At 35.4% G+C, this 12,581-nt stretch carries 13 protein-coding genes and 1 tRNA gene; 10 read left to right on the plus strand and 4 right to left on the minus strand.

The genetic code is table 11. From position 1 onward, the window contains the following. Positions 1–569 precede the first annotated feature (569 nt). From BLQ56_RS07095 to BLQ56_RS07110, 4 genes are all read left to right on the plus strand, one after another. A complete protein-coding gene (locus tag BLQ56_RS07095; RefSeq protein WP_090851580.1) occupies positions 570–1,130 on the plus strand; it encodes a histidine phosphatase family protein in 561 nt (186 codons plus the stop codon). Between the two features lie 457 nt (positions 1,131–1,587). Then, the gene (locus tag BLQ56_RS07100; protein ID WP_090851583.1) at positions 1,588–2,403 is read left to right on the plus strand and encodes a GNAT family N-acetyltransferase; all 816 of its coding nucleotides are present in this window, start codon (positions 1,588–1,590) and stop codon (positions 2,401–2,403) included. Positions 2,404–2,415: 12 nt separating this feature from the next. Then, complete coding sequence (locus tag BLQ56_RS07105; RefSeq protein WP_090851587.1) at positions 2,416–2,880, plus strand: hypothetical protein; 465 nt, start codon at positions 2,416–2,418, stop codon at positions 2,878–2,880. A gap of 218 nt (positions 2,881–3,098) precedes the next feature. Next, on the plus strand, positions 3,099–3,410 hold the full coding sequence (locus BLQ56_RS07110) for a hypothetical protein (protein WP_175490221.1): 312 nt from the start codon (positions 3,099–3,101) through the stop codon (positions 3,408–3,410). A 183-nt stretch (positions 3,411–3,593) separates the two neighbouring features. Here BLQ56_RS07110 and BLQ56_RS23380 read toward each other — a convergent pair. Then, a tRNA-Sec gene (locus tag BLQ56_RS23380) sits at positions 3,594–3,690 on the minus strand. Between the two features lie 164 nt (positions 3,691–3,854). Here BLQ56_RS23380 and selB point away from each other — a divergent pair. After that, on the plus strand, positions 3,855–5,738 hold the full coding sequence (selB, locus tag BLQ56_RS07115; protein WP_090851589.1) for a selenocysteine-specific translation elongation factor: 1,884 nt from the start codon (positions 3,855–3,857) through the stop codon (positions 5,736–5,738). Positions 5,739–5,846: 108 nt separating this feature from the next. Continuing rightward, positions 5,847–6,086, plus strand: coding sequence for an Rdx family protein (locus tag BLQ56_RS24030; RefSeq protein ID WP_338011841.1), 240 nt, complete (start codon positions 5,847–5,849; stop codon positions 6,084–6,086). 53 nt (positions 6,087–6,139) lie between these two features. Here the strand turns inward: BLQ56_RS24030 and BLQ56_RS07125 are convergent, their stop codons facing one another. After that, positions 6,140–6,532 (minus strand): Hsp20/alpha crystallin family protein, encoded by a 393-nt coding sequence (locus BLQ56_RS07125; RefSeq protein WP_090851596.1) that lies wholly within the window; start codon positions 6,530–6,532, stop codon positions 6,140–6,142. A gap of 97 nt (positions 6,533–6,629) precedes the next feature. On the opposite strand from BLQ56_RS07125, the gene selA reads away from it, so the two are divergent. Then, the gene (selA, locus tag BLQ56_RS07130) at positions 6,630–8,036 is read left to right on the plus strand and encodes an L-seryl-tRNA(Sec) selenium transferase (RefSeq protein WP_090851599.1); all 1,407 of its coding nucleotides are present in this window, start codon (positions 6,630–6,632) and stop codon (positions 8,034–8,036) included. Between the two features lie 63 nt (positions 8,037–8,099). Here the strand turns inward: selA and BLQ56_RS07135 are convergent, their stop codons facing one another. Continuing rightward, positions 8,100–8,246 (minus strand): small acid-soluble spore protein P, encoded by a 147-nt coding sequence (locus BLQ56_RS07135; RefSeq protein ID WP_090851601.1) that lies wholly within the window; start codon positions 8,244–8,246, stop codon positions 8,100–8,102. Positions 8,247–8,371: 125 nt separating this feature from the next. Here BLQ56_RS07135 and BLQ56_RS07140 point away from each other — a divergent pair, with 125 nt between their 5' ends. Next, positions 8,372–8,626, plus strand: coding sequence for a hypothetical protein (locus tag BLQ56_RS07140; RefSeq protein ID WP_090851604.1), 255 nt, complete (start codon positions 8,372–8,374; stop codon positions 8,624–8,626). 66 nt (positions 8,627–8,692) lie between these two features. Here the strand turns inward: BLQ56_RS07140 and sspO are convergent, their stop codons facing one another. Then, on the minus strand, positions 8,693–8,842 hold the full coding sequence (gene sspO / locus BLQ56_RS07145) for a small acid-soluble spore protein O (protein WP_078550625.1): 150 nt from the start codon (positions 8,840–8,842) through the stop codon (positions 8,693–8,695). A 242-nt stretch (positions 8,843–9,084) separates the two neighbouring features. Between sspO and acnA the strand changes: the two genes are divergently transcribed. Both acnA and BLQ56_RS07155 read left to right on the plus strand, forming a co-directional pair. After that, positions 9,085–11,796, plus strand: coding sequence for an aconitate hydratase AcnA (gene acnA, locus BLQ56_RS07150; RefSeq protein WP_090851607.1), 2,712 nt, complete (start codon positions 9,085–9,087; stop codon positions 11,794–11,796). A 102-nt stretch (positions 11,797–11,898) separates the two neighbouring features. Continuing rightward, positions 11,899–12,423 carry a redoxin domain-containing protein gene (locus BLQ56_RS07155; protein WP_090851610.1) on the plus strand — a complete coding sequence of 175 codons (525 nt, stop codon included), beginning with the start codon at positions 11,899–11,901 and terminating at the stop codon, positions 12,421–12,423. Positions 12,424–12,581: the final 158 nt, after the last annotated feature.

Genomic DNA, 12,581 nt, shown 5'->3' on the forward strand with positions numbered 1-12,581 from the left:
GGGAGTTTAGTTTAGTTGAACACATGAATCCAACAGTTTATGTTGGTTACCCAATTGTTAGCTCTTTCATTATTACTGGGTTGTATAGCATGATCAGTTTCTTTGTATGGAAAAAAGGCAAGGTTTGAGAGCTAATAAATTATAAAGTGTCTTTCGCTTATTTAATAAACGGGAGCGAATGCGAACAAAGATATCTGACATTCCTTGTTGAGTAACGAAGCAGGTTTTTTGCATAAAGAAGGACTGGGAATTGATTATAATTTGTGATTACAAGGAGGTACATTAAATGAACTATCTATTAAATTTAAAGATCCTGAGTTATAACCTATATTAAGCCATTCATTAATCATGAAATAACTTGGATTAGAAATACTGCTAAAAGGGCAATATCAAAACTTGAAAAATTAAGCAAAGAATAAATAATCCTTATTCAGCTAACGGGGGCAAGAGTTAAAAATGGGAGCGCTACTGCGATTTTTTCCTTTGGGACTAACAGATAGTAAAGTTGAAGAAGGAAAAAGATTATTGATATTGAATTATTAAAAGAAAATTAGATGGAGAGGACAATTTTGCTAACTAATATATACTTTGTACGACATGCCCATTCTACATATACACCTGATGAATTAGGAAGACCTTTATCCATTAAGGGTCTCGCTGATGCAGAAAGGATTTGTGAAATTCTCGAAAATGAAAATATCGATATAATCATTTCCAGTCCATACAACAGGGCGATTCAAACGGTTGAGGGAGTCGCAAAATTTATAGGGAAAGAAGTTATAATTGAGGATGATCTTAAGGAACGGACCTTATCTGTAAAACCTGTTGAGGATTTTAATTTTGCTATAACAAAAGTATGGGAGAAACCTTCCTTTTCTTGGGAAGGAGGAGAATCCAATATTATTGCACAAAAACGCGGGATAAGGACAATTTTAAGAGTATTAGACATGTATGAAGGTAAAAACATTGCAGTAGGAACACACGGTAATATAATGGTTCTAATTATGAATTATTTTGATAAAAAATATGATTTTAGTTTTTGGAAAGACCTTAATATGCCAGATATTTATAAATTATCTTTTGATAATAAGAATCTAAAAGAAGTTAATAGAATGTGGAATGGGACTTAGAGGGTTATTCGACTAACTGGGAGCGTTTATCTTAGAAGGGATTGACGCTCTTTTTATGGAATGTATATAAAAAAATAGTGGTAGGTTACTAAAAATCACACATGCATTACCTTCTACTCAGAAGGATTTTTCTTCTTCCCGTTTTTCCTCGTAAAACTCTCTTAGTCTTTTATAACGAGAGATTATCTTGTCACTTGTTTTCTTTTTACAAGCATTGCGAATACCAATTTGGACAACCATATGCAGGGCATGACGAGGTCTTCAAGAAGTAGTTAACTCTTCTCTTAATACTGTTTTATTATTAAACTAAAGTAAAGAAGAATTAAAGGAATTTCTTAAAAGGTGTGGAAGATATCCAAATTATGATTTGGCTACTTGGAAGTAGGTTCTTAATTAGAATGGGTTAGGTATGTGAAAAAATATACTTGAAGTAAACAAGACTCTAGGGGGAGATAGGATGATTCGTAAGTTAAAAAAAGATGACCATGAATTAGTATTTTCGTTAATCGGTCATAAACCAGCAGAAAATTTATTTATTATAGGGGATATTGAAGCATATGGTTATGATTCCAATTTCCAAGAGATTTGGGGGCAATTTCAAGACGACAAATTGATTGCTGTCTTGTTAAGATACGACCAAAATTATATCCCGTTTAGTGAGCAACATTATGATGTAAAAGGATTTTCAGAAATCATCAATCGTAATCCCGAGCGAGTTGAATTAAGTGGACTAAAGCATTTAATTGAGCCCTTACAAGGATTAATAAATAGGGATGTTAGGAAACATAGTGAAACATATTATGCGAAATGTGCGGGTTTAAGTTATGAGATAGATGAAGAAAGAATAAAGCGTGCAAACTATTTACAGCCATCCGAATATCATGAAAATGTAGAAATGTTACGTGCAATACCTGAGTTTGCAAACGGGAATTTTAGTGTAGAAGCGAGAGAACGTGCTGAAAATTTCAAAACTGGAAGAACTTGTATTGTGCGAAACGAGCAAGGTACAATGGTTGCATCAGCATCTACAACAGCAGAAAATTCTCAATCTGCCATGGTTGTTGGTGTTGGCACAAGACCAGGCTTTGAACGAAGAGGGTATGCAACATTATGTATGGAAAAGCTGTGCAGTGATTTATTAGCAGAGGGGAAATCACTTTGTTTATTTTATGAAAATCCCGCAGCTGGGAAAATTTATAAACGTTTAGGATTTACCGACATTGGCTTGTGGACAATGATTCGTTTCGAGGCAGATAACAGAGTTTCAGTATAATGGGGGACTAAGATGAAGAAAAGGTATTTGATGTTATTTAGCTCAATTATGTTTCTTGCTGTATTGTTTGGCTGTTCAAACGAACAGTTTAATGATGAAAATATTGCTTTCACTGTTGTTCATACTGAATCAACAAATGAGTTTAAATCCTATACAATAGAAATAGTAAACAACACTGGATTTGATTTAACACATCTTAGGTTAAATTTAACTTACCCAATAAAAACGTCAAACGGATCAAAAGATAATCCTTTTTCTGTTGAAGGAAAAGCAGATAACTTAACAAGACAAATTAATCTTAAAACTGGAGAGACGATAGTTTTTACAATTTTTGCTCCCATAAATGAGGTGTTTTCCAATACAGAATTACTTGATTTTGAGAATCCCAATGTTAATTTAATAGGTTTTGTGAAGGATGGAAACGAAGAAATTCCTTTTGGCATATCTGGTGGATTAAATGTACTTGAAAATTATTGAATTTAGATCGTTTGATCAGGCTATATGAGGCTAATTAGTTTTGATATTTGTGTAGTTATGTTAATGCTCATACTCTATATTTTTACTAATATTAATATTAATTTCATATTAGCTTTTGCTTTAATATTTGCTGGTAGAGGAATTGGAATCTTGTGCAGAAGTAGAAAAGTAGATAATAAATCTATTTAAAGACTTTGGGTAAAGGGAGAATATAATTAATGGAGAGTAGATTAAGAAAATCTAGTATATATGGATTTTTGATTGGATTGGCAGTTTCTATTTTGTTTGTTGATTATAAAGAAGTTACACAGGTAGGTAATGGTGTTACACAAACTACATATAAGCCTGTCATAGAATATATCGTTTTAATCTTACGTTTCGGCATTATAGGAATGTTTTTAGGTCTTTTTATTGGTTGGAAGGGTTATGAAAGAAAACATAAAACACAACAAGAAAAAACATATTACCTACCATTCTTTTTTATTGTTTTTATCGTTTCTATTCTTTTAATGGCAGTTTCTAACTGGTAACAATTCGATTCAAACTTTGTTATGTCGAATTAAATTTTACCAAAATAAAAACGCCCTTGTATGGCGTGTGTACTAAAGCATTCAAGTTCCGAACTTATATGTACTAAAAAATAAATGCATTATGTAGGTTAGTCAACATATAACTTCTTATTTCAAAAGAGAACCGTGAAGTAATCGTAAATTTGGCGGGACTGCCTGGGAATCGAACCCAGCTGCGACGTCACGCGCCGCACAATCGGTTTTGAAGACCGTGAGGGACACCAGTACCCCAATCAACCCCATTTTTTATTAGATAAAATGACATGTTTACTATTATGCCTGATTATAAAAAAAATTTCAAGTGATAGCTATGATTGCCTAATTAATAGTTGCTCTGGCTTGATTCTGACTGATTTTCCCGTTAAAGTATTTGTATAATTGTGCGGTAGAAGGTAGGTAGTAAGAGTGGGACAACGTTATTATACAATTGGAATGGCAGGTCATATTGATCATGGTAAGACAACATTAACAAAGGCATTAACCAATGTTGATACTGATCGTTTAAAGGAAGAGAAAGAGCGACAAATATCCATTGAGCTAGGTTTTGCACCTTTACATATAAATGATGAGATGGAAGTATCTGTAGTGGATGTTCCCGGACATGAACGATTTATTCGACAGATGATTGCAGGAGTAGCTGGGATTGATTTGGTGATTTTAGTAGTGGCTGCTGACGAAGGGGTCATGCCACAGACGAGAGAGCATCTAGAGATTTTATCCTTTCTTGGTATTGAAAGAGGGATTATCGCTGTATCGAAAATTGATCGAGTTGATCCTGAGTTTGTCGAGTTAGTTGAAGATGATATTAAAGAACAGCTTGAAGGAACCGTATTTCAAGATGCTCCTATTGTTTTAGTAGATAGTCTATCACATATCGGACTAGATTTATTAAAATCTAAAATAGAAGAAGAATTAAATATGATTGAAGAACAAAAAATTAGCGGAAGTTTCCGTTTGCCTATTGATCAGGTCTTTTCTGTAAAAGGCCAAGGAACGGTTGTACGAGGGACAATTTATGAAGGGGCGGTAGAGGTTGATCGTGTCTTAAGGGTGCTTCCTAAAAATATAGAAGTAAAAGCTCGCCAACTTCAAGTTCATCATCATCAAGTAAACACGGCTTCTGCTGGTCAACGTGTCGCGATTAATTTAGGTGGAGTGACCAAAGCAGAAATTAAACGTGGAGATGTACTGGTTTCTTCTAATGACTATATTGTGACAAAGACGATTGATATTGCATTAAGGTTCGTCAATCCCTTAAAATACCTCATTAAACAAAGAGCTCAAGTTAAATGTCATATTGGAACAACTGAGGTTATGGGTAAATTAATCTTTTTTGATCGAAATGAAGTGGAAAATGAAGAAGGGGAAGTCCTTTGTCAACTTCGACTAGATGAAGAAATCGTTACAAAGCGAGGGGACAGGTTTATTTTAAGAAGGCCAACACCAGCAGAAACTATTGGTGGGGGTTGGGTCGTTGATCCTAATGCTGAAAAGTATCGCTTTGGTGAAGCTACGATAAAAATGCTAAAGGATAAACAAGAGGGGACTCCAATTGAACGTGTTAAAAGGACTTTGAATCATCATCAAGTTTTGTCTATTGCTGATTTAAGCAAAGAAACAGGCATAACCATTGAGGCTATACATGAACTACTGGATTCTCCAGAAATGATCTCAATTAAAGAAGGAATGTATAGTTCTGCTTCTGTCATCAGTGGCATAGGCGAGCAAATTCTAGAATCTGTTAATCAATTTCATCAATTGAATCCACTTATGATTGGTATAAACAAGGCTGAGATGTCTCAATTACTTTCAAAGAAATTTAAAAAGGATTTAATAGAGTTCAAAATTAATGAGCTTATCAAAGAGCATACGATTAAAAGGGTAGATCAATTTATTTCATTGTATTCTTTTGAACCAACATTTCCAGCTCAATGGGCAAAAAGAATGGAAAGTGTCGTACTTGCTATTAAAAATGATGGGTTAAATGTATTAACGTGGGCAGATTATGTTTCACAATCTGGACTTCCAGCTAAAGAAGCAAATGATTTACTTCACTTTTTACTCGGTAAGGAGCAAATCTATCCTTTGGATGATAAACTCTATTTACACCAAGAAGCATTAGAACACTCAATTAATAAGTTGAAAGCTGAGAAACCCGAGAAGTTTGAATTAAAGGATGCGAAAGAAACCTTGCAACTATCAAGGAAATACTTAGTTCCTTTACTTGAACTATATGATAAATTAAAACTCACGGAACGTTTAGAAAACCATAGAGTATGGGTAAAATAAGAGAAAACACTAAATTCAATTCATATTCAAAAAATCATATCTATTGCAGAATTTGAGAAGATTGTACTACAATAATAGTACATAAGGAATAAGAGGAGGAACCAAATCATGACAACATTTAAACTGGCTGTAGAATTTTGCATGCAGTGAAACTACGCACCAAAAGCTGCGAGTTTCGCAGAAGAGTTATTTAACCATTTTCGTCATAACATCTCCAATTTAGAATTAATACCTAGTTCAGGTGGGGCATTTGAAGTGTCAGTAAATGGAGAGAAGATCTATTCAAAACTTGAAGTCGGAAAATTTCCAGATACTCAAGAAATTATAAACACACTAGAAAATAAATAGGTATGAAAGAGGGGAGTCCTGTCAATGACAGAACTCCTTTTCTTCTTAATAAATTAGTCAATGGAGATGATGTTGTTTGGATTAGTGCTTTCTCCTTCCTTTTTAATGAATACTTCTAAGATGTTATTTTTATAGAAGGCACGTACCAGTTTCTTCTCAATTAGGAATGGGAGTGTGATTTCTCTTAGTAGGATATGGTTAGGGAGATTAGTTGTGGAAGGTTTAACCTCTATGATTAAGATATCATCTGAAAAATGAATCGTAATTTGTTCCTTCTTAATTAAAGGAAGATCAGCTTCGATGATAAATTCTTCACTCGTTTCAAAAAGGTCAATTTGGAAGTGCTCTTTATCTAAAAATGATCTAAATGAATCATCCAAAAACTGTTGCATCCATTTATCAAAACGATCTAAGTGATATTGTTTGGAGTTATCTTTGTTCTTCATGGAAATGCCCCCTGATTAATTGCTATACTTATACTATTCAAAAGAAATGGAACTGTTTCAATTTTCATCAACTGTTATAGAACATTGGAGGTTTATGATGAAAGAATTTTTACGATATTTGCCACCTATACATGAGGTACAAAAAAACGAATTATTTAAAGAAATTGTTAAAAAGCATAAGATTAACCATGAAAAAGTAACCGAAATGCTCCAAGAGGTTATAAATGACATACGAGTTCATCTTTTATCAGGCACTTGGGATGCTAATGGTAATGAGCCTTCCAAAGAGACTTTTCTTAAAGAAATCTTCATGAAGCTGGATCAAAAAGCTGGGAGTCTTACTACTTACTACCTCCAAAAGGTAATTAATGCTACAGGTACCGTCTTACATACTAATTTGGGACGTGCGCGCCTTAGTGAAGAAGCCATCAATAGGGTCGTTGAGATCGCTAGAAATTATTCAAATCTTGAGTACCGGGTTGAGGAAGGGACTAGAGGTTCTAGGCATGATATTATTGAAGGAATATTGAAGCAGGTTACTGGTGCAGAAGCTGCAATGGTTGTGAACAATAATGCAGCTGCTGTTTATCTTGTGTTAAGGGCATTAGCTAGTGAGAAAGATGTCATTGTTTCGAGAGGTCAATTAGTAGAAATTGGAGGTTCTTTTCGGGTTTCTAGCATTATGAAGGAAAGTGGAGCGAATCTAGTTGAAGTAGGAACAACAAATAAAACTCATTTGTTTGACTACGAAGAAGCAATTAATGAAAATACGGCCATGATTATGAAAGTACATACAAGTAACTTTAAGACGATTGGCTTCACAAAAACTGTCTCTGCTGAAGAATTAATCGCTTTAAAGAAAGAAAATGACCACGTTCTATTCTATGAAGATCTAGGTAGCGGTGTTTTATTTGATTATCGTTCCCTTCGTATAGGAGATGAACCAATTGTATCAGAAGTAGTTAATCAGGGAGCGGATATTATCTCCTTCAGTGGAGACAAACTACTCGGGGGTCCGCAAGCCGGTATCATAGTTGGTAAGAAAGAGCTTATTCAGAAGCTAAAGAAGCATCAACTAGCACGTGTCTTAAGGGTAGATAAGATGACTTTAGCAGCACTCGAAGCAACACTTCTTACATATCTAAAGGGTGGGAAGGAGCTTGAAACCATTCCAACTATACGAGATATAATTGTCCCGGAGAATCAAATCGAGAAACGAGCTTTAGATTTTATAGAACAAATGAAAAATCAAGAGCATCTAACTTTTACCATTCAAAGTGATGTGTCACAGGTGGGTGGAGGAACCATGCCAGATGTTGAAATTCCAACCTATACTGTGTCCCTGACCCATAGTAATAAGTCAGCAGAGGAAGTAGCTGTTTCTTTAAGAACAGGTAAGCCAAGCATCATCACAAGAGTAAAAAAGGATGGTGTCATTTTGGATTTTCGCACAATTGCGCAAGATGAATTAGGGGAAGTAGTTAAGGCGTGTAGCCAATTATAAACAGGTTTGAGCTAACCACCTCCTTTTAGAATAGTGGTTAGCTCAAACTATTATGTTAAAGACTTAAAGATCGTGATTTGCATTATTTTTTTGGCGTGTATGGTTACGGTTTTTCACTTTTTTTGAACCGCTAAGTGGTTCAGGCTGCCCAGGATTATGGCCCTTTGGTGCATTTTTTCGGATATCTCCACCAGTGTTTTTATTAGTCATTTGAATCCCTCCTTCTACAGTTAGGATGAGAAATATAGATGAATTTATTCTCTTTATTAAGTAATGTTTTTTAGTGTTTTTGGGATGCTAATAACGATACTTACAAGTTTAAGGAGGATAAAAAAATGCCATATCATAAAGATAAACAACAAGCATTTCAAGCAGCACAACAAGGAACAAATCAGGCAATGGATGTTTATAACAGCATTGTCCATAATGACCCAGATTATGGTGTTCAATTAAAACGATTGAAAAATGAGGTAAATGAGGCATTTAATCAAATAAACAATGCAATTGAGACAGCTTCAGACACACAGTTAGCTCAATTAACTCAATATAAAGAAGATTTACAATCAATTATTGAAGAGGTAAATCAATAACAGACAAAAAAGAGGGTGTCCCCAACTTGTGTTGTACACAAATCATCGGGACAGCCTCTTGGTTTATTATTGGTTTTTCTTACGCTTTTTGTTATTTTGACGTTGTTCGGCTGTTAATGGCTCATTTGAGAACTCTTCATTGTATCCAGCACCAATTCCTTGGGCATCCGCGTGATTCATCCCTGGACGAACATGGTTTGCTTTGCGTTTAGCCATCAGTATCACCTCCACCTCTATTTTTAGTCAATCTAATATAAATTATTAGCATCATAAAAAACATTTTTATCATAGCTACATAAGGAAAACTTATTCTAATCAATAACTTTCTTTTTATTTACTTATAATCACTAGTGTATTACTATAATATTGTCTTATAATTTAGATGGGGATTTTTTATCACTTTATTTTCGACATTTTGTTGAAATTGTACTACTATTTAATAAGAGGGGGTAATACATATGGCAAAACAAGATGTTTTTAATGCTCGTTCATCATTTAGTGTGAACGGAAAAACGTATAACTACTATTCATTGCAAGCTTTAGAAGCTGCAAAGGTTGGTAATGTTTCAAAATTACCATATTCAATTAAGGTGCTTCTAGAATCGGTTCTACGTCAAGTAGACGGAAGAGTTATTACAAAGGAGCATGTTGAGAATCTAGCAAAATGGGGAACGGAAGAAGTAAAGGAAATAGATGTTCCATTTAAGCCTTCCCGTGTCATTTTGCAAGACTTCACAGGAGTTCCTGCAGTAGTAGATTTAGCTGCTTTACGTAAAGCTATGGCAGATCTAGGTGGAGATCCTGACAAAATCAATCCAGAAATCCCAGTAGATTTAGTTATTGACCATTCTGTACAGGTTGATAGAGCGGGAACGATGGATTCGCTTCAATTTAATATGGACCTAGAGTTTGAACGTAATGCTGAGCGTTACAAGTTCCTAAGCTGGGCACAAAAATCTTTTGATAACTATCGTGCAGTTCCGCCTGCAACTGGTATTGTACACCAAGTTAACTTAGAGTACCTTGCAAATGTTGTACATGCAATTGAGGGAGAAAATGGTGAATTTGAAACATTCCCAGACACATTAGTAGGAACTGACTCACATACAACAATGATTAATGGTATTGGTGTACTTGGTTGGGGTGTTGGTGGTATTGAAGCGGAAGCTGGAATGTTAGGTCAACCTTCATATTTCCCAGTTCCTGAAGTAATCGGTGTTAAGCTTACTGGTACACTTCCTAATGGAACAACAGCTACTGACCTTGCACTTAAAGTAACACAAGTATTACGTCAAAAAGGTGTTGTTGGAAAGTTTGTTGAGTTCTTTGGACCTGGAATTGCCCAACTTCCACTTGCTGATCGTGCGACAATTTCTAACATGGCACCTGAGTATGGGGCTACTTGTGGTTTCTTCCCAGTTGATGGAGAAGCATTAGAATATCTTCGTTTAACTGGTCGTGAAGAGGAACAAATTAAGGTAGTAGAAGAGTATTCTAAAGCAAATGGTTTATTTTATACTCCTGATTTAGAAGATCCAACATTTACTGCTTTAGTAGAAATCGATTTAGCAGATATTGAGCCAAATCTTTCTGGACCAAAACGTCCACAGGATTTAATTCCACTTTCAAAAATGAAGCAATCATTTACTGATGCTCTTGCTGCACCAGCAGGAAACCAAGGTTATGGTTTGACTCCAGACGATATTGATAAAGAAATTACTGTTAAATTCAATAATGGTGAAGAAGTAGCTATGAAAACAGGAGCAATTGCAATCGCTGCAATTACAAGCTGTACGAACACTTCTAACCCATTTGTTATGTTAGGTGCCGGATTAGTTGCTAAAAAGGCTGCTGAAAAGGGATTAGAAGTTCCTAAATATGTGAAAACTTCATTAGCTCCTGGTTCAAAGGTAGTTACAGGTTACTTAGAAGATGCTGGATTACTTCCATACCTTGAGAAATTAGGATTTAACACTGTAGGTTATGGTTGTACAACATGTATCGGTAACTCTGGGCCTCTTGCTGAAGAAATTGAAAAAGCTGTCGCTGAAAATGACCTTTTAGTTACATCTGTACTTTCAGGTAACCGTAACTTTGAAGGCCGTATTCATCCACTAGTTAAAGGTAACTATTTAGCATCACCACCACTAGTTGTTGCTTATGCATTAGCTGGTACAGTTGATATCGACTTACAAAATGATTCTCTTGGAAAAGATAAAGAAGGTAATGATGTATTCTTTAAAGATATTTGGCCTTCAACAAGTGAAATCAAGGATGCTGTTAAATCAACAGTTACTCCTGAATTATTCCGAAGAGAATATGAGCGTGTGTTCGAAGATAATCAACGTTGGAATGAAATTGAAACAACAGATGAAGCACTGTATGTGTGGGATGATGAATCAACTTACATTGCAAACCCACCTTTCTTTGAGGATTTATCTCCTGAAGCAGGTGAGGTTAAGCCATTAAGTGGATTGAGAGTTGTTGCTAAGTTTGGTGATTCTGTTACTACTGACCACATTTCTCCAGCTGGTTCAATTGGTAAAGATACGCCTGCAGGAAAATACCTACAATCAAAAGGTGTAACACCAAGAGAATTTAACTCTTATGGTTCTCGTCGTGGTCACCATGAAGTAATGATGCGTGGTACATTTGCAAACATTCGTATCAAAAACCAAATAGCTCCTGGAACTGAAGGTGGTTATACAACTCATTGGCCAACTGGTGAAGTAACTTCGATCTATGATGCTTGTATGAGCTATAAGCAAGATGGAACTGGTTTAGTTGTACTTGCTGGTAATGATTATGGAATGGGAAGTTCTCGTGACTGGGCTGCTAAAGGAACAAACCTTCTTGGAATTAAAACAGTAATTGCAGAAAGCTTTGAACGTATTCACCGTAGTAACCTTGTGTTAATGGGTGTACTTCCACTTCAATTTAAACAAGGTGAAAACGCAGAAGTGCTTGGATTAACTGGTAAAGAGACAATTGAAGTTCAAATTGATGAAACAGTTAAACCACGTGATTATGTAAAAGTAACAGCAACTGATGAAGATGGTAACAAGCAAGAATTTGAAGTTCTTGTTCGTTTCGACAGTGAAGTTGAAGTTGACTACTACCGTCATGGTGGAATTCTTCAAATGGTACTACGTGATAAATTAAAAGCATAATGATTGTATGAAATGCCGACTCCAATAGGGTCGGCATTTTTTGCACGTTTAGAATGGTTTTATGATAAAATAAAGGAAATTTCACCTGTTTGGGGGATACATATGAAGAAGACAGTAACAATCATTATTTCACTTGTTTTGGTGCTAATGATTGGTTATGCGATCGTTCAAGCGATGCAAAAACAAAAAAGTGAAGTCACTGGAGTCGAGGTTGGTAATCAAGCACCTGACTTTGAATTACAAGTAGTGGATGGAGGGACCATTAAGCTTTCAGAACTTAAGGGTAAGAAAGTTCTCTTGAATTTTTGGGCTTCATGGTGTGAACCTTGCTTAGAGGAAATGCCGGCAATGCAGGAATTACACGATCATAAAAGTGAAGATGTAGTCATTCTTGCAGTTAACATGACCGTAACAGAAAAAAGTTTGCAAAATGCTGAGGATTTTGTGAAGGAACATGGGTTTACGTTCCCCGTATTATTAGATGTTACAAATAAAACAAGTAGTAATTATGAAGTACTAAATTTACCCGTTTCATACTTTATTGATACAAATGGGGTCATCTATCACCGTTTTCCTGGTGCTATGAGTTTAGAGTATATGGAAGACACTCTCGAAAAAATGGATTGAAAGTGAACACAGCTCTATTGAACGTGCAATACGTTTAATGGAGTTTTTTTAATAGGCTTTTTTCTAAAATTATGGTTTTAGACACAGTAGAAATAGTGTTACTAGCAGGCTGAATACACGTAGACTCCTGCGGGACCAGTGGACAAAGTGAGACCCCA

Origin of the sequence: Litchfieldia salsa (assembly GCF_900104555.1) — a bacterium.
GTDB lineage: Bacteria > Bacillota > Bacilli > Bacillales > Bacillaceae_L > Litchfieldia > Litchfieldia salsa.